Raw genomic sequence first — 18671 nt, forward strand, 5'->3', positions numbered from 1 at the left:
ACTTTCCTCCACTTCTACCCACTTTTGTTGATAACTTTCAAATTTCAGGCCGAAAAGAAACTCAATGGCTTAATTAGTAAAGTATTATTAAAATATATTATTATTTGGTAAAAATGATGTACTTTTGCAATTATACACAAGCTTTAAGATTAACCAATGATTTTTAACTTTCGTAGAGAAAAAAAATTCATATATACAGAGGCAGGAGAAGGAAAACCTATTGTTTTATTACATGGATTAATGGGTGGATTAAGTAATTTTAAGGATCAGGTAGATTTTTTTTCCAAAAACGGATATAAAGTTTACTCGATTGAACTTCCATTATATTCTTTACCTCCATTAAAAACAAATATAATAGGTCTTACTAATTATGTTATAAGTTTTCTGAGAAGAGTGGTTAAAGAACCTTCTATTATTATTGGAAATTCATTAGGAGGACATTTAGCTTTAATGATATCATTGAAAAAGCCTCATTATGTGGATGCTCTGGTTTTAACAGGTAGTTCAGGATTGTATGAAAGAAGCTTTGGTGATACTTATCCCAGAAGGGGAAGTTATGATTACATAAAGAAAAAAGCGGAAGAAGTTTTTTATGATCCTTCTGTTGCCACCAAAGAATTAGTTGATCAGGTGTATGAAACAGTAACCGATCGAGTAAAAGCCATAAAAACCATACATATCGCGAGAAGTGCAATCAAGCATAATTTATCGAAAGATTTAAAAGATATTATTCAGCCCACCTGTATTATATGGGGAAAGCAAGATAATGTTACACCTCCGGAAGTAGCTGAAGAATTTGATGAATTTATTCCAAATTCAACATTATTCTGGGTTGATAAATGTGGTCACTCGGCAATGATGGAAAAACCAGAAGAATTTAATCAGTTATTGTTTAATTGGCTGAAAGAAAATAAAAAATAATAAGAATGAATATACTTTCAGCTGAATTTGTTAAAAGTAGTAAATATTTAGATGATTGTCCGGAGGATAACAAGCCTGAATATGCTTTTATTGGAAGATCTAATGTTGGAAAGTCTTCTTTAATAAATATGCTAACCAGTAGAAAAGGATTGGCTAAAACGTCATCTACTCCTGGTAAAACCCAATTAATTAATCATTTTATCATTAATAATAATTGGTATTTAACTGACTTGCCAGGTTATGGTTATGCTAAGGTTTCTAAAAGTGACCGTGCTTCATTTTCAAAGATGATTGAAAATTACATTTTAGGAAGAAAGAATTTAGTGAATCTCTTCATTTTAGTGGATGGTAGGCATTCACCTATGCAAATAGATTTAGATTTTATTAATTGGTTAGGTGAGGAAGGAATTCCTTTTACCATTGTTTTTACTAAAATTGATAAAATTAATCAAAGAGAATTTTCTTACAACTTTAAAAAATACTCTCAAGAGCTTAGAAAAAACTGGGATGAACTTCCAGAGATGTTTAAAACTTCATCAGAAAAAAAGATTGGTAAGGAAGAAATTTTGTCATATATAGAAGATACCAATAAGATGTTAATTAGAAATAAGGTATATTTTTAAAAAACAGATAGGTTTTAAATTCTGATATCTTATCAACATCCTGAAATATTTTCAATTAGAATGTGATAAAATTTATGTTACTTCGTACTAGGCTAAATATGTTAGTTTTGTTTTTCAGAAAACGACTTTCCTACATAAATAGTATTATTTAATTCAAGTTATTAGTATATTTGTCTAAATGGAAAAGGATTTTATATTTGGCATTCATCCGGTAATGGAAGCTCTAGAGGCAGGTAAAACTTTTGATAAGGTTTTCTTGCAAAATGGTTTATTAGGAGAAAATATTAAGGTATTAAAACAAAAATTTTCTCAGGCAGGTATTCATATTAAATACGTTCCTATAGAAAAATTAAACAGACTAACCCGGAAGAATCATCAGGGAATTTGTGCTTTTCTTTCCCCTATTCAGTTTTTTAGTATTGAAGATGTTGTGCCTCAGCTGTTTGATGAAGGTAAAATGCCTTTTATATTAATGTTGGATCATCTTACTGATGTACGGAACTTTGGAGCGATTTGCAGAACTGCAGAAATAGTTGGTGTAGATGCCATAGTTATTCCTGAAGAGGGTACAGCTCCCATAAATTCCGATTCAATAAAGACTTCTGCCGGAGCTATTTTTAATCTGAAAATTTGCAAAGAAAAAAATTTATTGAAAGTATTAGACTTTTTAAAGCTAAGTGGAATAAAAATTGTGTGTGCTACTGAGAAAACAGATAAGTTTATATACGATGATGAATTATCTTTGCCATTAACTATTATTATGGGAAATGAAGAAAGGGGGATTTCCAAGGATTTACTCAAAAATGCTGATAGTAAATTAAAACTTCCTGTTTATGGCAAAACAGAATCCTTAAATGTTTCTGTTGCATGTGGAGCTTTTCTTTATGAAGTAGTCAGACAAAATTTGTCAAATAATCGTTAATTAATAATATTTAAAAATTAAATAATAATGAGAACAGCGTTAATTGTTGGTATAGTATTCATGATTTTTGGAGGTGCTATTACATATATTCAAAATAATAGTTCCAGTGAGTCTTTTATAACTTTTCCTATGATTATTGGGGTGCTTTTTGGTGCTGGCCTAGGATTAATTGTAGGGTCTATAATGGGTTATAATAGTAAAGCCAGAAGTGTCAAATTAAAACAGGCGAAAATTAAACAAGAAGCTCCGGTTATTAAGGCTGAAAGTGAAAATACTTCAGAAAATACTAATTTGTAGATTTATTCTTTGTGTATTTATAATAATACACTGATGGAATTAGTATAAGTAATATTACGGGTTGTATAAGAATTCTTCTTATATAGAATGTAGGCATATACCCTAATCCGAAATTAGTATAAAGCGAACCAATATATAATATTGTAAAAATTATAAATCCAATTATGTAGATATATAAGGATAATTTAAGTATGTTTTTATTATTAAACCATAATTTTAATATTAGGAGGCTTAGAAATGTATTTAAAGTATATCTAAATATTAGTGATAATATGAGTTTTATAATGTTAAAATCAGGAACAGGTAAATGATTAAATTTTGTTTGCTTATAAAAAGCAAGTAGAGGATCATAAAATAAAACAACTTCAAGTCTGCGGATAGTTATCAATAAGATAAAACAAAAAATTATTCCTAATATTCGTATTTTATTTTTCATTTTTTACAAATACAAAATATTTTATCCATATAATCCATAGTATAATAATAAGTCCATAAATAATTGCTGGGAAAATATAATCATGTACATCTTTACCGTACTGAGGATAGTAGTAAAATACATAATTAATGAAAGCAATACGAATAATATTTGCAAAATGAATTATTGGAAGTGTTACTAATATGTACAATAGCGTTTTTATTTTTCCTGAAGAAAAAGCGATAACAAATGATAAAAAAAGTATAATCACAGAAATAGCATTACAGCCCTCATTTACACCACTTATATACTTATTATTGATTGAAAAATGCATGTAATTTTCTTGATTGAAATGATGTGTTTCACTTGGAAAACCTACAAGATTTAACAATAAACTGGATTGCTTTGCCACCACTTCTGTAAAAGGATCGCAAGTTTTTAATATGTCTTGATAGTAATTTAAATACAAATAATAGATTGCTATGAGTACAATATATACTGCAAAAAATTTAATAAGACTTAGAATAATTGGTTTATATTCCTTCATAATTAATTGCTGGTAAATAGTTTACAAATGTACATATATTAAAATTAGTAATTAGATAAGAATTGAAAATAAAAAACAGGTTTTACAAAAGTGAAACCTGTTTTTTATTATTGTTTTATTATTTTTAATCTTTATTTCCTTCCTTTTTTTCAGGTCTTGGTAATAAAACTTTACGGGATAATTTCATTTTCTTTTTGTCATCAGTTCCCAGATATTTGACTTCAATGATATCTCCTAGGTTAACGGATTCTTCTACTTTTTCAAGTCTTCTCCACTCCAGTTCAGAAATATGTACTAGACCTTCTACACCTTTTGATATTTCAACAAATGCTCCGAAAGGCTTAATGGATACAACTTTAGCTTTGTATATTGTTCCTACTTCCGGAACGAAGGCAATTTGTTTGATTCGTGCAATTGCATCATCAATTTTTGCCTGATCTACACCGGAAATTTCAACTCTACCCACATCATCAGTTTCTTCAATAGTGATGATAGTATCTGTATCTTTCTGAAGTTGTTGTATTATTTTTCCACCAGGGCCTATAACTGCTCCAATAAACTCTTTAGGAATATCTAGCGAAATTAATTTAGGCGCATTTGGTTTTAAGTGCTCGTTAGGAGCAGGTAATGTTTCCAGAATTTTACCAAGTATATGTAATCTTCCCTCTTTTGCCTGATTAAGTGCCTGTTCCATGATTTCAAATGATAACCCCTGAATTTTTATATCCATTTGACAAGCAGTAATTCCATCTGCTGTTCCGGTTACTTTAAAATCCATGTCTCCTAAATGATCTTCGTCTCCTAGAATGTCTGAAAGAACACTCCATTTTCCTGAAGATTTATCTGTAATTAACCCCATCGCTATTCCGGATACAGGTTTTTTAATTTGAATACCTGCATCCATTAGTGCTAATGTTCCGGCACAAACCGTAGCCATAGATGAGGAACCATTTGATTCCAAGATATCAGAAACTACTCTGATAGTATAAGGAGAATCTTCAGGGATAACTTTTTTAAGAGCTCTTTGAGCTAAATTTCCATGTCCAATTTCTCTCCTTGAAACACCTCTTATGGGTTTTACTTCACCGGTAGAGAAAGGAGGGAAATTATAATGTAAATAGAATTTTTCTTCATGTTGAGAAATTACATTATCCACTCGGTTAGCATCTAAAGAAGAACCTAAAGTAACTGTAGTTAAAGACTGAGTTTCACCTCTTGTAAATACTGCTGAACCATGGGAGCCAGGTAAATAATTAACCTCACACCAGATAGGACGAATAGTTTTTGTATCACGTCCATCTAAACGTATTCCTTCATTAAGAATAAGTTGTCTGACAGCTTCTTTTTGCACATCGTGAAAATAAGTTTTTGCCAGAGATTCTTTTTCTTCTCTTAACTCCTGTTCGTCTTCAGTATATTTGGAAGCAAGAAAGTCTTCTAAAACCGCCTTAAACTTTTCACTTCTTTCATGTTTGTCAGATGGATTTTTTGCTATATCATAAACTTTTTGATAGGCATAATCCGTAATTTCTTTTCTTAGATCTTCATCATGTTCTTCATGACAGTATTCTCTTTTAACTAATGATTTTTCAACCTGAGAAGCTAATTTTTCAATGGCCTCAATTTGTTTCTTTATAGATTCGTGAGCATAGCCTATTGCATCAATCATTTCTTTTTCTGAAATTTCACTCATTTCACCTTCAATCATTACGATAGAATCTTTAGATGCACCTACCATAATATCTAAGTCAAAACCATTTTTCATTTGTTCAAAACTTGGATTTATAATAAGCTTTCCATCTTTACGGATTACTCGTACTTCTGAAATAGGGCCATTAAAAGGCAAATCTGTAACAGCTATTGCTGCAGAGGCAGCCAAACCGGCTAAAGAATCAGGAAGTACGGAATCATCATATGAAATGAGCTGAATCATTACTTGGATTTCTGCGTGGAAATCATCAGGGAATAAAGGTCTCAATACTCTGTCAACCAATCTCATGGTTAAAATTTCTTCATCTGTAGGTCGGCCTTCTCTTTTCATAAAGCCTCCCGGAATACGTCCACCGGAAGAAAATTTATCTCTGTAATCAACAGTTAAAGGTAAAAAATCTGTTCCTGGTTTTGCCTCTTTTGCAGCTACTACTGCAGCTAGTAACATAGTACCACCACATTTTACTACAACAGAACCATCCGCTTGTTTCGCCAGTTTTCCTGTTTCCAGAATTATTTCCCGGCCATCTTCTAAAATAATTTTTTCTGTAATTGCTTTTGGAATTTCCATAAAAAATTCAAAAATTATAATTAATACTTTATTTATATAAAGTAAAAAAGAAGACGATTACATTTAAATCAATAGTTAACTCTTTTGAAATAAACATTCAGAGAACACTCAAGTCCATTAAAATAGTCAGATTAATGGAATTCAGTGCTCTTTGTGTTTTTATTGAGAAGTAATTAACGATTAGAATATTAAATGAAACTTTCTTCTTTTTTAACTTGTTTCGAAAAAAATGTAAAAAAGGCAATTTTATAATTGCCTTTTTTAATATTCTGCATTTACTTACGAATTCCTAATTCCGCAATAATAGCTCTATACCTTGTGATGTCTTTTTTCTTAAGGTAATCAAGCAATCTTTTTCTTTTACCTACTAGAGTTACTAGAGCTCTTTCAGTATTGAAATCTTTATGATTTCTTTTTAAGTGCTGAGTTAAATGGTTGATTCTAAAAGTAAAAAGAGCAACCTGCCCTTCTGCGCTTCCGGTATTTTTTTCGTCTTTACCGTGTTTAGCGAAAATTTCTTTTTTAATTTCTGTTGTCAGATACATGCCAATATTAATTTTGAATGATTATTATGTATTGTCCTGCAAATATATAACAATTATTGCAAAACACAAAACTATTATATAAAGCAGAGAGATATGAAAATTTCATATCTCTCTGCTTTTTTGTTATATAAAAAAGGTAAACTATCTGGCTAAAGGAGTGTACTCCAGAACAACTTTGCCGTTCTGTACCATTTGAAGGGTATAATTGTTAAAAACAAGAGTACTTTTTTGTCCTAATAAAGTTAATAAGTCAGATTCTTTATTTTTTTGAGCACATGCCATCATAGTTGATGCCATAGGGGTAGGGGTAAACATATTTCCAATTAAGGCGAAACCTCCATTAAATTGATTGCAACCTCCATTACCGTATACTCTATGTTCATTGAAGTCAAATGTAATGTTAGGAATTGTACCTTTAAAAGCTGTGCCTGCATCAACTCCATTAATTGATTTTAAAACCCAAGTACCTTTAAGTTTTGATGCTATTTCTTTATTTTCTACTTTATCGGATACTGTTTTAGCAGTGTCGCAATTTTGTAAAGTAAAGGATATGCAAGTTAAAAATATCCCAATAAAACTAAATTTAATTAAATTTTTCATTTTTTTGTATTTAAGTAATATGCTTAATTCAAATAGTTTGCCAAAATGAGAAAATTTCCAGTTTGCTTATTTATCTAAAAGTTCGTTTACATCTTTAAAACCTCCTCCGTTATAAATATCGGAAAAACCTTGTGAGGTAAGATATTCCACAACTTTACCTGATCTATTACCAGACCTGCAGAAAACAACTAAAGGAGTGCTGAATTTTTTTATTTCTTCAATTTTCTCTGGTATTTCATTCATTGGAATAAGTATGGCATTCGGTACCTTTCCTTCGTTAATTAATTCTTCTTCTTCTCTTACATCCAAAAGCGTAACATTCGGATGATTAATAATTTCTTTTAAATTCATTTTATTACCAAATTATAATTCTTTTATTTTTAGGCTTAAACATTTTATCTCCTTTTTTTACTTTGAAAGCTTTATAGAAACCATCTATGTTTTCCAAAGGAGCGATTGCACGGTAATATCCTGGTGCATGAGGATCTGTTTTTATTTGATTGCTGAGTGCTTCATCTGTTATTTTGGTTCTCCAAATGGTAGCCCAAGATATGAAGTATCTCTGTTCAGGAGTAAAATTATCAATTTTTTTAGGTCTACCTTTATCTGCTAAATAAAGTTCTAACGCATCAAAGGATATGGTTAGTCCGCCCAAATCAGCAATATTTTCACCCAGTGTAAGTTGTCCGTTTATATTTGCACCTGGTAAGGGTTCGAACATATTGAATTGTTCTACAAGGGCCTGAGTTGCTGTTTCAAATTTCTTTTTATCTTCAGGGGTCCACCAGTCTTTTAAATTTCCTTCTCCGTCAAATTGAGATCCGCTATCATCAAAACCATGTGACATTTCATGTCCGATTACAGCTCCAATACCTCCAAAATTTAAAGCAGCATCTGCCTTATAATCGTAAAAAGGTGGTTGCAGAATAGCTGCAGGGAAAACAATTTCGTTATACATAGGGTTGTAGTAAGCATTTACTGTTTGCGGAGCCATGAACCATTCGCTTTTATCCACGGGCTTACCTATTTTATTTTTTTCTTTATTATAATTAAATATTATGGTGTTAAGGTTGTTTTGAAAGAATGAACCGCCGTTTTTTATTGATTTAATTTCCAGTTTAGAGTAATCTCTCCATTTATCCGGATAACCTATTTTGACTGAAAATTGGTTAAGTTTTTCCAATGCTTTTTTCTTCGTAGGTTCAGACATCCATGACAAATTTTTAATATGAATAACAAAAGATCTTTCCAGATAGTCTATAAGTTCTTTAGCATTAGCTTTAGCCTCTTCAGGAAAAACTTCGGCTACATATAATTTCCCAAATGCTTCTCCCATTGAATGATTTATATGTGAAAGGGCTCTTTTGTCTAAGGCTCTTTGTTCTTTTTGTCCGTTCAATGTTCTGCCATAAAAATCAAAATCTATTTCGTCTAATTCTTCTGTTAAACAGGAAGCAGCACTTCTAATGATATAAGCCTTAAGATAGTCTTTAAGCAGGGCAAGATTTTGAGGGTTGATGTGTTTGTCCAGATTTTCATAATAATTTTTTTCAGGAATAATTACTTTATCTGTTTTGATTCCTAATTTTGACAAGTAGGCAGGTAAATTAACGTTATTAGAAATTTTTTTTAGTTCAGTTAGTGTATAAGGATTATTTAAAAGTTGAGAGTTTCTAATTTTTTCAACTGTTAATAGTTCTGATGCTAATTCCTTTTCAAAATTGGTAATTTGTCTAGCTTTATCTTCAGTATTAGTGTATCCAAATACTTTTAGAAGTTTAGATAAATAATTAGTATATTGAGCAATAACTTGTTTAGATCTTTCATCATCTTTATGGTAATAGTCTCTCCCGAGTCCTAAGCTAGCATCACTTAAATAAACAGCATTTTTGTTACTATCACTAAAATCAGAATCTACGGAAAATCCGTAAAACGGATTCATATTTAGAGGTGTAAATTCTTCGAGCAGCGATTTGAATTGTTCAAACGTTTTTACTTTATCAACCTTATTTAAGTAAGGTTTTACTGGAGATATGCCTTGTTTATTCCTTGCTTTCAAGTCTATAAAAGAAGTGTAAATATCTGCAATTTTTTGACCTTCACTGCCTTTAGGGTAAGATTGTGAAAGTGATTTTTTCAAGATTGTTAGAGAAATTGAATCTGTAGATTCACGAAGTTGATCAAAACTACCCCATCTGGATCTATCAGACGGAATATGTGTAGTTTTCATCCAATTTCCATTTACATAATTGTAAAAGTCGTCTTGAGGTCTCATTTTTTTATCCATATAACTGGTATTTATTGAATGATTCTGAGCAATAACTCCGGTTAAAGGGAGAGAAATAAACGAAAGAATTTGTAAAATTAATTTTCTCATGTTCAGGGTTAAGTATTTCAAACCAAATTTAAATAAAAAACATATATAACCTTCATTTTAACAAAAATTTAAAGACCACTTTCTAAATAATAATATTTAAAATTAGTATTTTTGTTTTCATTAATTCTCAATTACAGAATATCTTTAAAATGAATGAACCAATCTTATACTTAAAAAATGCAAGTATTTACCAGAAAAATTTTTTAGTATTAAATCATGTAAACTTAATATTAGAGAAAGGTGAATTTTCGTACCTAATAGGAAAAACAGGAAGTGGTAAAAGTTCTTTATTAAAGGTTTTATATGGAGATATTCCTTTGATAGAAGGTAGCGGTAAGGTTGTTGATATGGATCTTGTTTCTCTTAAGTCTAATGAGGTTCCGGCTTTGAGGCGAAAACTAGGTATAGTTTTTCAGGATTTTCAGTTATTAACAGACAGGACGGTTGAGAAAAATCTCTTATTTGTTTTAAAAGCAACTGGCTGGAAAGATAAATATGCGATTGATGAAAGAATTAATGAAGTTTTGGAAAGTGTAGGCATGTCTACTAAAAAACATAAAATGCCTCATGAATTATCGGGAGGAGAACAGCAGCGTATAGCTATTGCCCGTGCACTTCTTAATCATCCGGCTTTAATTTTAGCTGATGAGCCAACAGGTAATTTAGACCCTGAAACCTCAAATGAGATTATGTTGTTATTAAAAGGTATTGCTGAAAAAAATCATTGTGCTATTCTCATGGCTACACATGATTATTCTATGATTAAAAATTTTCCGGCTAAAACTGTAAAATGTGAAGATGGAAAAGTTTATCATGGTGACTCGGAAGATCTTTTCGCTTAACATTAACGCTTATTCTACATGAGTTAAATTTTAATGATATCCATTCTCATACCTGTTTTTAATTACTCTGTAAAAGATCTTATTATTGAGTTAAAAAAACAAGCAATTGAATCTGATTTACCCATTGAAATATTAGTGTTTGACGATTGCTCAACAGACGAAGATATAAGTTTGCTGAACAAAGAAACTTGCGAAGTTTATGAAGTTTCTTATGTATTATCAGAGCAAAATGTGGGTAATGCAAAAGCTAGAAATTTTTTAGTTGCTAAATCCACTTTTTCCTGGCTTTTATTTATAGATGCGGATATGTTTCCTGTAAATAAGGATTTTTTATTTAAATATATAGAATCTACATTGTTACTTGAAGACGTCATTTGTGGGGATGTAGTTTATAAGAATGAAGTTCCTTCTGAGGGAATATTACGATGGAAGTATGGAAGAACTCATGAGCAGGTAGATTTTAATTCCAGAATAAAAAATCCTCATCTTATGTTTCGCTTAAATTGTTTTATGATAAAAAAAGATATTTATTTAAAATATCCTTTTCCGGAGCTAAACGAGACTTATGGTTATACAGATATTTTTTATTCGTCTCAATTAAAAAAAAATGGTATAACTGTCAGGCATATTGAGAATCCTATGTATCATTTAGGTCTGGAGAGTAATGAGAAATTTTTATTTAAAACAGAAAAGGCTGTACGGAATTTGGCTCATGCTATGCACGAAGGAAAGGATATATCACTAATTAAATTAGCATTGTTTTATATAAAAATTAAACGCCTTTATCTGGATATAGTTCTTCGTTATTTATATAAAATATCATATTTTTATATAAGAAAAAATCTGCTATCTAAATCCCCTTCAATTTTATTATTTCAGTTTTATAAATTAGGTTATTTGTCAGAATTACTTGCTCGTAAATAAATATCAATTAGTTTATTTTCCTGATTTTCCCAGCAATATTTTTCAGCTGCTTTTCTGAGATTGTACTGATAAAATTTTTTACCATTTTGCATTACTAGTCTAATTTTTTTTGCGATTTCCGATGCTTCATGATTTATTATTACTTCACCTATCTGGTTTTCTTCAATTACAGATTTTATTTCCGGAAGAAATGTTCCTACAATAGGTATTCCAGAGTGTATATAATCAAATACTTTATTAGGTAAAGAATAATAATAACTTAACCCGCAGTTCTCTTCAAGGCTTACACCTAAAGATGCTTGTGGAGTTATAATTTTTAATTCTTCCGGCAATTTATGTCCTAAAAAATCAATATTATTTAATTTTAAGTCACGTACTAATGTTTTTAAACGATTTTCATATAAACCGGTTCCCACTATCCAAAGTTTAAATTGTGGAAGAAGAGCCATTGCATGTATCAAGTGAATAAGGCCACGCCCTTCTTTTAATACGCCTTGATAAATAATAATCTTAGAAGCATTGCACTCATTTAATTCTTTGTAGTAGAAGTAAGGAGCATTATTTATCACTGTAGGTTTTTTATTATATGTTTTGTAAAAATAAGAAGCATAACCGTTACTTACGGTATAAAAAGAATTAATACGGGGAATTAAAAATTTTTCTAATAGTTTCCAAACTTTTTGCGAATATCTTCCTTGTATAGAGGGAAGCTCGGAGTATATTTCATGACTATCAAATACCAAAGGTACTTTCTTTATTTTTGAGACAAGGTAATTAGGAAGTAAAGAGTCTAAATCATTTGATGCAAGTATCGTGTTTTTGTCAGTTCGTAACAATAATCTCCAAAAAAGTTTAATATTAAATTCAGCAAATAATAAAAAACTTTTATTAAATATCAAGGGAATTCTATAAGCTGGATATTCCTTTTTTAGAGGAGGAGAGCCATAAAGATTAGTACCAATTATATTTATATTAAAATTATGTTTTTTTAAGGAAGAACAAACTTTACTTACTCTTTGATCTGTGGAAATGTTATTAATTACCGAAATTAGGATTTTCAAAAAAATGATAATTTAAAATATTTATTCAAAAATACTAATATTTAATTTCAATAGTATTAATAATAAATATTATATTTCAGAAAATTTAAGTTGTTATTTTTACTTCGTTTAAAATCAAAAAATATATTTAGCACTAAAAAAAGTTATAGAACTATCTTAGAAACTATACAGCCGATGAGTTAAAATAAAATATCAAATGAAAACAAGCTGTTTGTTTAATATCTATGAGTATTTTTGTTACTTGTTACACTAATTTGTAATGAAAATAAATTTAAATATAATTAAAGATTTTATTCTGCACAATAAGGTTTTTGAAAATTACTTTTTCATGACTGTATTAAAGTTGATATCAACTTTCTTAGGCTTATTATTATATCCATATTTAATAAGTACATTAGGAATGGAAACATATGGAAAATATATTTTCGCTCAAGCAATAACATCTTTTTTTATAATTTTAGTATCTTTTGGTTTTGATCTTCCAAATACAAAAAAAATTGTTGAAAATAAAGATAACTTAAAAACAAAAAGTTTTATATTATCTGGTGTGTTTACGTCAAAGTTATATTTATTATTTATTTCAATTATTCTTTTTGGTCTTTTATTATATTTATTTAGAAATGAAGATATAAGTCCGATTATATTTTCAATTTGCTTTTCGCAGATTCTTGGCGAATTATTTTTTCCGGTGTGGTATTTCAGAGCGATACAGAAAATGAAAATCGTTACCTACATACAACTTTTTTTTCGTTTAATGACTGTACCTTTTATTTTAATATTTATTAAAGCTCCAGAAAATTTGTGGATTTATGCTTTAATAATGTCCTTATCAATTATCTTTGGAGGGTTAGTATCCATGTATATTATACTAAAAAAATATAAATTAAGATTAAAACTCATTTCTATAAAATCTTTAAAGACTTTCTTTAAAGAAGCTTCACCTTTTTTCTGGACTAATTGTATTGAGGCTGTTAAAGATCAGGCAGCGACCATTATAGCTGGTACATTTTTAGGAATGTCCGAAGTAGCTATATACGATTTAGCTAAAAAAATCATAATAACTCCAAGAATTGTTACTGCAAATATAAACAGTGCTCTTTATCCTAAAATTATTGCCGAAAATAATAAATCTAAAATTAAAAAAATCATTTTTTTTGAAACAATAATAGGATTTAGTATAGTCTTATTAATCAGTATTTTTGGATATTGGATTGTGATATTTTTAGGAGGAGAAAACATGAACTTTTCTTATCCTGTATCAATTATTTTAAGTTTTACAATACTATCATGGTTAGTTGTTGGAGCGTATACTAATTTTATTTTTATACCAAGTGGTCACTCTTATTTTATCACGTTGAACCAGAGTATTGCTTTAATTATCTTTATTCTAGCTTGTTCTTTACTTTTTGTTCACAAAAATATTATTGTAATAAGTTTTGCATTGTCATTATCCGGAGTGTGTGAAATATTCTTTTGTAAATATTTGACAAAAAAATATAGTTTATTATAACTTAACTTTTTTATGAAAATTACAGTTTATAAATACCAATTTGAATATTATCCGATAATGATTTTAATGCAGTAAATATTAATTGTGTATAGCTGATTATTAGATAATTAATCTATAAAACTCTTCCATAGATTATCATTATCAGGAACCGGAGCTTCCAAACTTATTATTTTCTTGGTAACAGGATGACAAAATTCTATTTTTCGGGCCAATAGATGTATGCTGCCATCAGGATTTGATCGATCAAATCCGTATTTCAAATCTCCTTTAATGGGAGCTTTAATCGAACTAAGTTGAGCGCGTATCTGGTGATGTCTTCCGGTTTCCAGATCAACTTCTAAAAGTTGATAGTGATCTGAAGTTTTAATAATTTTATAAGTGAGTATAGCCTCTTTAGCACCCTGTGTTTCGTGTTTAAAAATAATAGATTTATTATTTTTTTCATTCTTTTTTAAATAATGTACAAGCCTTTGAGAATTTGGTATTTCACCTTTTTTAACTACAGCCCAATACGTTTTTTTTATTTCCCTCTTTTTTAACATTTCTGTCAAACGGCTTAATGCTTTACTGGTTTTGGCAAAAACCACAATTCCAGAGGTAGGACGGTCTATTCTGTGAACTAATCCGGCAAAAACATTGCCCGGCTTGAAATATTTCTTCTTTATATAAGCTTTAATTTCGTCTATCAGTGGAACATCTCCGGTTTTATCGCCCTGAACGATCTGACCTGCTTTTTTATTGATAATAAGAATATGATTATCTTCAAAAAGAATTTGATTTTCCAGAAACATAAATTACAAATTTGACTTATACATTAAACTTAAAAACTTTCTTCGGAACTTGGAAAACTTTGATTTTTAACATCATTTACATAATCGGAAACAGCTCCGACTATTTGTTCGTGAAGATTTAAATATTTTCTTGCAAATTTAGGTTTAAAATTTTTGTTAAGACCTAATATATCGTGAATTACTAATACTTGTCCATCCGTTTTGTTTCCAGCTCCTATTCCAATAGTAGGTATAGATATTTCTTTACTGACTTTTTCACCTAATGCAGCAGGAATTTTTTCTAATACAATTGAAAAACATCCTAGTTCCTCCAATAGTTTAGCATCATTAATAAGTTTTTCAGCTTCAGATTCTTCTTTAGCTCTGAGCTTAAATGAACCGAATTGATTAATAGATTGAGGAGTCAGGCCTAAATGTCCCATTACAGGTATTCCTGCATCAAGTATAGCTTTAATTGAATTTTGTATTTCCATTCCACCCTCAATTTTTACAGCAGCAGCCCCTGATTCTTTCATTACTCTAACAGCAGAATCATGTGCTTGAGAAGAGTTTGCTGTATAAGTACCAAAGGGTAGATCAACAATCAGCATGGCTCGTTGTAGAGCTCGGCTCACAGATTGTGCATGATAAATCATATGATCCAGTGTAATAGGCAACGTAGTTTCATAGCCAGCCATTACATTAGCTGCGGAATCACCAACCAAAATTGCCTCAACTCCGCCTTCATCCGCCAGGCGGGCTATAGAATAATCATAAGCTGTTAAAATAGATATTTTTTCTCCTGAGGCCTTCATTTTTTTGAAAGTTTCAACAGTTACTTTTTTTATATCGGAATGTATGGACATAAGTTTGAATTAAAATTTTTTACTAAGTTTATAAAATTGTATTTTTTGTTTCAGTGTGGACATTCATTTTAAGTTTTACAGGTTGACCGTCAATCATAGTTTCAACTTCTAGAACAGAGTCAACATTGTCTGAAATATAATATTGGTGGGAAATATCATAAATGAATTTACCTTTTCCGGTACCAGCTCCGGAAGCATTAGTATCGTAAGTGTTCATATTTAACTTATAATCCTGAATATAATCAAAAAATGCTTTTCCTTCTTTTATTTCACGTAAAGAGTAAGTGGTAGTTAAAGTCATTTCAGACAAATTATTTCCAGGGTACCGGAAAGGAATAGTCGTAGAAAAACTATCACCGATTTTTATCTTTTTATTAATTAAGAGACTTTGTTTAAGAGATTCCTGAATAAGTTTTTTCAACGTTTCCTTTTTTTGAATATCCAGTGATGAATTTTCAACGGACAAAATCTGTGGATACTCTCCCTGCTTATATTTACCTTTAAAAATAATATCATTGATAGTGGATTCCTGTGCATTTACTAATTTTAAGGTAAATGGAATCGTGAAATCTTCAGACTCTTTTTCAGTACGCAGTATATATTTGGTTTTTTCCTCAATTTTTTGAGTATTGGATTCTTTCTTAGATTTTTTTTTGCCTAGGCTTTGAATTTCTATAGAAAAAAACGTTTTTTCTTCTTTAGTATATGTTGTTGAAGGTTTATACTTAATAATCAAATCTAAGCTATCCATTTGGGCAATACCATTGAGACTCAAAAGGAAAATAGGTATGAAGAAATAGGGTAAAACTTTCATAAAGATAAAATTTAAATTATTGTTTTTTAAGTTCCCAATTTTCAGAATTGGTATGATTTAATTGAACATTTACACTAGGATAATTTGATTTGATATATTTAGCGATCTGTTCAGCAGCATATACAGAACGATGTTGTCCTCCTGTACAGCCAAAGTTTATTTGTAAAGATGAGAAATTTCTTTCTACATAATTATCAATTGAAATTGAAATTATATTTTGTATACAATCTAAAAAAGAAGACATAACAGTTTTTTCCTGAAAAAACTCTTTAATCTCTTGATCCTTTCCTGTAAGATATCTTAGTTCTCCAAACCGATAAGGATTTAATATCCCTCTACAGTCAAATACATAACCTCCACCATTACCTGTAGAATCTTCAGGGTATCCTTTTCTATAAGAAAAGCTTTGTACAGTTATTTCTAAAGGTTTGTTCATGGTCATTTAATTATTTGATTTATTTTTATTTCAGTTTTATTACTAATTAAAATCTGGATAATTCTTTTTAATTCAGGGTACTTATGCAAAATTAAGCTTTCTTTATGTAAAATTTTCAGATTGTTAATGCCTAAAATTAAGCTTTCTTTAAAATGCTTTTTTTTCTGAAGAATTCCTCGGAATCCATAAGCCCCAAGAACTTGAAGCAGTCGTATTAACAGGCAATATTGATAGGAGATTTCCATAGATTTATCTGTAATCGAATGAACTTTCCTTACTTCAGAAAAATAATAATTTTTTAAATTTTCTTTAAAATTTTCAGAAAGTTGTGCTTTTGCCTGCCATAAAAGAGATACCAAATCGTAAAATGGGTTACCTAGCATACCTCCCTGGTAATCTATGAAATAAGGTTCATTATTTTTTACAATAATATTTCTTGCCTGAAAATCTCTAAACATAAATCCCCTAGGCTCCATACTCTCAATAGTTTCACCGATTTGCATAAATTCTTTGAGTAAATCGCTATTTGAGTAAGGTATTTCAAGTGGTTGAAAAAAATAAAATTTAAAATAATTTAAGTCATTATTTATTATGTCTTTATTAAAAGATTTAAAATCAAAACATTTTGAATAATCAATTTTATCTGATATGTTAAATTGAAGATTCAATAAATGTTTCAAAGATTTTTTATAAAGATTTTCCGAAGTTGTATCTTCACCATTATGTAAAAGTACTTCTAAGAGGGAAAAATCTCCCATATCTTCCTGTAAATACATTTCATTATCTCTGTCAATGTTTAAGATTGAAGGAACCGGTACATTGTTGTCCTTGAAAATTTTAGAGAAATAAAGAAAAGTTTTATTTTCAGCTATATGGGAACTAAAAGTCAAAATAATTGAGTTCTCAAGAGTTTTTACTCTAAAATATTTTCTTTCAGATGCACTGTTTGTGATCGGTTCTATTGAAAAATTATCGGATTTTAGATAATTTTTTACAAATTCCTGAATTCGATCCGTTTCATTTTCCTTACGCATAGGATATAATTAATATGCAAGATAGGAATTATAGGTTATTTTTGAGTTAAACTATTATATGATTATGGCTTTTGAAAAAAACAAAAATAGATTAATAAAAGGCTACCCACAATAATTCTATACCAGCCCCATATTTTAAAACCATATTTTTTTATTACACCAACAAAAAATTTAATAGCAAATATGGAAACAATAAATGCAATCAGATTGCCGAGTAAAAACATTTCAAGCTTATCACTATTTGCTGCAAGTAATTCATAACCTTTCATATCAATACCGTTTTCCTCCCAGTTTTTAAGTGTTAGCGAATATACAGTTACTGCAAGCATGGTAGGTACAGCAAGAAAAAAAGAAAATTCTGCTGCCACTTCACGACTTAATTTTTGTTGCATTCCACCAATAATTGAGGCGGCAGATCTACTGGTTCCGGGCATCATTGCTAAACATTGCCAGAATCCTATGATGACAGCTTGCTTTATTGATATATCTTCCTCTTTTAAAATGGTAGGATTTTTAAATAAACGATCAACAAAAAGAAGAATTATCCCACCGATTACAAGTACCACTGCAATTGGTATTGGCTTTTCTAAAACATCATCTATTTTGTCGCTAAACAATTTTCCTAGTATCAGAGCAGGAATTACAGCACATACTAATTTTACATAAAAGTTAACTCGTTTAAAATCAAAAAATTTTCTCCAGTAAAGTGCAACAACAGCCATGATTGCACCAAACTGTATGCAATATTGAAACATTTTTAGGAAATTGTCATCTTCCATTCCCAGTATAGAACTGGTGAATATCATATGTGCAGTAGAAGAAACCGGTAAATATTCAGTTAGTCCCTCAACAATTGCTATAATAATTGCCTCTAAAGTACTCATTC

The 18671-nt window shown here is 29.7% G+C and carries 21 protein-coding genes; 7 read left to right on the forward strand and 14 right to left on the reverse strand.

Annotated elements, in window-relative coordinates:
* The first annotated feature begins 156 nt into the window (after positions 1-156).
* The 4 genes from EOV51_RS05940 (at position 157) to EOV51_RS05955 (ending at position 2763) form a co-directional block, all read left to right on the forward strand.
* The gene (locus tag EOV51_RS05940) at positions 157-921 is read left to right on the forward strand and encodes an alpha/beta fold hydrolase (protein WP_128150861.1); all 765 of its coding nucleotides are present in this window, start codon (positions 157-159) and stop codon (positions 919-921) included.
* A 5-nt stretch (positions 922-926) separates the two neighbouring features.
* Entirely contained in the window at positions 927-1544 is a 618-nt protein-coding gene (gene yihA, locus EOV51_RS05945; protein ID WP_128150863.1) for a ribosome biogenesis GTP-binding protein YihA/YsxC, read from the forward strand.
* 178 nt (positions 1545-1722) lie between these two features.
* Positions 1723-2466 carry a 23S rRNA (guanosine(2251)-2'-O)-methyltransferase RlmB gene (gene rlmB, locus EOV51_RS05950; RefSeq protein WP_128150865.1) on the forward strand — a complete coding sequence of 248 codons (744 nt, stop codon included), beginning with the start codon at positions 1723-1725 and terminating at the stop codon, positions 2464-2466.
* 27 nt (positions 2467-2493) lie between these two features.
* Positions 2494-2763, forward strand: coding sequence for a hypothetical protein (locus EOV51_RS05955; protein ID WP_128150867.1), 270 nt, complete (start codon positions 2494-2496; stop codon positions 2761-2763).
* Here EOV51_RS05955 and EOV51_RS14955 read toward each other — a convergent pair.
* The 7 genes from EOV51_RS14955 to EOV51_RS05990 all read right to left on the reverse strand — a co-directional run bounded on the left by EOV51_RS14955 (position 2753) and on the right by EOV51_RS05990 (position 9528).
* Complete coding sequence (locus EOV51_RS14955) at positions 2753-3199, reverse strand: exosortase F system-associated membrane protein (protein WP_128150869.1); 447 nt, start codon at positions 3197-3199, stop codon at positions 2753-2755. The genes EOV51_RS05955 and EOV51_RS14955 overlap by 11 nt on opposite strands.
* Positions 3189-3725, reverse strand: coding sequence for an exosortase family protein XrtF (gene xrtF / locus EOV51_RS05965; protein ID WP_128150871.1), 537 nt, complete (start codon positions 3723-3725; stop codon positions 3189-3191). The genes EOV51_RS14955 and xrtF overlap by 11 nt, the downstream gene beginning before the upstream one ends.
* A gap of 124 nt (positions 3726-3849) precedes the next feature.
* On the reverse strand, positions 3850-6006 hold the full coding sequence (gene pnp / locus EOV51_RS05970) for a polyribonucleotide nucleotidyltransferase (protein ID WP_128150873.1): 2157 nt from the start codon (positions 6004-6006) through the stop codon (positions 3850-3852).
* Positions 6007-6281: 275 nt separating this feature from the next.
* Positions 6282-6551: a 30S ribosomal protein S15 gene (gene rpsO / locus EOV51_RS05975; RefSeq protein WP_128150875.1), complete on the reverse strand. Its 270-nt coding sequence runs from the start codon at positions 6549-6551 to the stop codon at positions 6282-6284.
* 141 nt (positions 6552-6692) lie between these two features.
* On the reverse strand, positions 6693-7151 hold the full coding sequence (locus EOV51_RS05980) for an META domain-containing protein (RefSeq protein ID WP_128150878.1): 459 nt from the start codon (positions 7149-7151) through the stop codon (positions 6693-6695).
* A 66-nt stretch (positions 7152-7217) separates the two neighbouring features.
* On the reverse strand, positions 7218-7502 hold the full coding sequence (locus tag EOV51_RS05985) for a rhodanese-like domain-containing protein (RefSeq protein WP_128150881.1): 285 nt from the start codon (positions 7500-7502) through the stop codon (positions 7218-7220).
* Positions 7503-7506: 4 nt separating this feature from the next.
* A complete protein-coding gene (locus EOV51_RS05990) occupies positions 7507-9528 on the reverse strand; it encodes a M13 family metallopeptidase (RefSeq protein ID WP_128150883.1) in 2022 nt (673 codons plus the stop codon).
* A 149-nt stretch (positions 9529-9677) separates the two neighbouring features.
* Here EOV51_RS05990 and EOV51_RS05995 point away from each other — a divergent pair, with 149 nt between their 5' ends.
* The gene (locus tag EOV51_RS05995) at positions 9678-10370 is read left to right on the forward strand and encodes a cell division ATP-binding protein FtsE (RefSeq protein ID WP_128150885.1); all 693 of its coding nucleotides are present in this window, start codon (positions 9678-9680) and stop codon (positions 10368-10370) included.
* A 33-nt stretch (positions 10371-10403) separates the two neighbouring features.
* Entirely contained in the window at positions 10404-11294 is an 891-nt protein-coding gene (locus EOV51_RS06000; RefSeq protein ID WP_128150887.1) for a glycosyltransferase family 2 protein, read from the forward strand.
* Here the strand turns inward: EOV51_RS06000 and EOV51_RS06005 are convergent.
* On the reverse strand, positions 11264-12355 hold the full coding sequence (locus tag EOV51_RS06005; RefSeq protein ID WP_164875250.1) for a glycosyltransferase: 1092 nt from the start codon (positions 12353-12355) through the stop codon (positions 11264-11266). The two genes, EOV51_RS06000 and EOV51_RS06005, sit on opposite strands and share 31 nt — an antisense overlap.
* A gap of 259 nt (positions 12356-12614) precedes the next feature.
* On the opposite strand from EOV51_RS06005, the gene EOV51_RS06010 reads away from it, so the two are divergent.
* The gene (locus EOV51_RS06010) at positions 12615-13865 is read left to right on the forward strand and encodes an oligosaccharide flippase family protein (protein WP_128150892.1); all 1251 of its coding nucleotides are present in this window, start codon (positions 12615-12617) and stop codon (positions 13863-13865) included.
* A gap of 107 nt (positions 13866-13972) precedes the next feature.
* On the opposite strand, the gene EOV51_RS06015 is transcribed toward EOV51_RS06010, so the two are convergent.
* The 6 genes from EOV51_RS06015 to EOV51_RS06040 all read right to left on the reverse strand — a co-directional run bounded on the left by EOV51_RS06015 (position 13973) and on the right by EOV51_RS06040 (position 18669).
* A complete protein-coding gene (locus EOV51_RS06015; RefSeq protein ID WP_128150894.1) occupies positions 13973-14656 on the reverse strand; it encodes an RluA family pseudouridine synthase in 684 nt (227 codons plus the stop codon).
* A 29-nt stretch (positions 14657-14685) separates the two neighbouring features.
* Positions 14686-15501 (reverse strand): 3-methyl-2-oxobutanoate hydroxymethyltransferase, encoded by an 816-nt coding sequence (gene panB, locus EOV51_RS06020; protein WP_128150896.1) that lies wholly within the window; start codon positions 15499-15501, stop codon positions 14686-14688.
* Between the two features lie 28 nt (positions 15502-15529).
* A complete protein-coding gene (locus tag EOV51_RS06025; protein ID WP_128150898.1) occupies positions 15530-16315 on the reverse strand; it encodes a hypothetical protein in 786 nt (261 codons plus the stop codon).
* Positions 16316-16331: 16 nt separating this feature from the next.
* On the reverse strand, positions 16332-16757 hold the full coding sequence (locus EOV51_RS06030; protein ID WP_128150900.1) for a RapZ C-terminal domain-containing protein: 426 nt from the start codon (positions 16755-16757) through the stop codon (positions 16332-16334).
* Positions 16754-17785: an aminoglycoside phosphotransferase family protein gene (locus EOV51_RS06035; protein WP_128150903.1), complete on the reverse strand. Its 1032-nt coding sequence runs from the start codon at positions 17783-17785 to the stop codon at positions 16754-16756. Before EOV51_RS06035 ends, EOV51_RS06030 begins: the two co-directional genes overlap by 4 nt.
* A gap of 62 nt (positions 17786-17847) precedes the next feature.
* Positions 17848-18669, reverse strand: coding sequence for an undecaprenyl-diphosphate phosphatase (locus EOV51_RS06040; RefSeq protein WP_128150905.1), 822 nt, complete (start codon positions 18667-18669; stop codon positions 17848-17850).
* Positions 18670-18671 lie beyond the last annotated feature (2 nt).

It is taken from the genome of Apibacter raozihei (assembly GCF_004014855.1).
Taxonomy (GTDB): domain Bacteria; phylum Bacteroidota; class Bacteroidia; order Flavobacteriales; family Weeksellaceae; genus Apibacter; species Apibacter raozihei.

What these genes read in the sequence shown, in the direction of transcription:
- EOV51_RS05940 (WP_128150861.1), top strand. Translation starts at nt 157, where the DNA reads ATGATTTTTAACTTTCGTAGAGAAAAAAAATTCATATATACAGAGGCA.
- yihA (WP_128150863.1), top strand. Translation starts at nt 927, where the DNA reads ATGAATATACTTTCAGCTGAATTTGTTAAAAGTAGTAAATATTTAGAT.
- rlmB (WP_128150865.1), top strand. Translation starts at nt 1,723, where the DNA reads ATGGAAAAGGATTTTATATTTGGCATTCATCCGGTAATGGAAGCTCTA.
- EOV51_RS05955 (WP_128150867.1), top strand. Translation starts at nt 2,494, where the DNA reads ATGAGAACAGCGTTAATTGTTGGTATAGTATTCATGATTTTTGGAGGT.
- EOV51_RS14955 (WP_128150869.1), bottom strand. Translation starts at nt 3,199, where the DNA reads ATGAAAAATAAAATACGAATATTAGGAATAATTTTTTGTTTTATCTTA.
- xrtF (WP_128150871.1), bottom strand. Translation starts at nt 3,725, where the DNA reads ATGAAGGAATATAAACCAATTATTCTAAGTCTTATTAAATTTTTTGCA.
- pnp (WP_128150873.1), bottom strand. Translation starts at nt 6,006, where the DNA reads ATGGAAATTCCAAAAGCAATTACAGAAAAAATTATTTTAGAAGATGGC.
- rpsO (WP_128150875.1), bottom strand. Translation starts at nt 6,551, where the DNA reads ATGTATCTGACAACAGAAATTAAAAAAGAAATTTTCGCTAAACACGGT.
- EOV51_RS05980 (WP_128150878.1), bottom strand. Translation starts at nt 7,151, where the DNA reads ATGAAAAATTTAATTAAATTTAGTTTTATTGGGATATTTTTAACTTGC.
- EOV51_RS05985 (WP_128150881.1), bottom strand. Translation starts at nt 7,502, where the DNA reads ATGAATTTAAAAGAAATTATTAATCATCCGAATGTTACGCTTTTGGAT.
- EOV51_RS05990 (WP_128150883.1), bottom strand. Translation starts at nt 9,528, where the DNA reads ATGAGAAAATTAATTTTACAAATTCTTTCGTTTATTTCTCTCCCTTTA.
- EOV51_RS05995 (WP_128150885.1), top strand. Translation starts at nt 9,678, where the DNA reads ATGAATGAACCAATCTTATACTTAAAAAATGCAAGTATTTACCAGAAA.
- EOV51_RS06000 (WP_128150887.1), top strand. Translation starts at nt 10,404, where the DNA reads ATGATATCCATTCTCATACCTGTTTTTAATTACTCTGTAAAAGATCTT.
- EOV51_RS06010 (WP_128150892.1), top strand. Translation starts at nt 12,615, where the DNA reads ATGAAAATAAATTTAAATATAATTAAAGATTTTATTCTGCACAATAAG.
- EOV51_RS06015 (WP_128150894.1), bottom strand. Translation starts at nt 14,656, where the DNA reads ATGTTTCTGGAAAATCAAATTCTTTTTGAAGATAATCATATTCTTATT.
- panB (WP_128150896.1), bottom strand. Translation starts at nt 15,501, where the DNA reads ATGTCCATACATTCCGATATAAAAAAAGTAACTGTTGAAACTTTCAAA.
- EOV51_RS06025 (WP_128150898.1), bottom strand. Translation starts at nt 16,315, where the DNA reads ATGAAAGTTTTACCCTATTTCTTCATACCTATTTTCCTTTTGAGTCTC.
- EOV51_RS06030 (WP_128150900.1), bottom strand. Translation starts at nt 16,757, where the DNA reads ATGACCATGAACAAACCTTTAGAAATAACTGTACAAAGCTTTTCTTAT.
- EOV51_RS06035 (WP_128150903.1), bottom strand. Translation starts at nt 17,785, where the DNA reads ATGCGTAAGGAAAATGAAACGGATCGAATTCAGGAATTTGTAAAAAAT.
- EOV51_RS06040 (WP_128150905.1), bottom strand. Translation starts at nt 18,669, where the DNA reads ATGAGTACTTTAGAGGCAATTATTATAGCAATTGTTGAGGGACTAACT.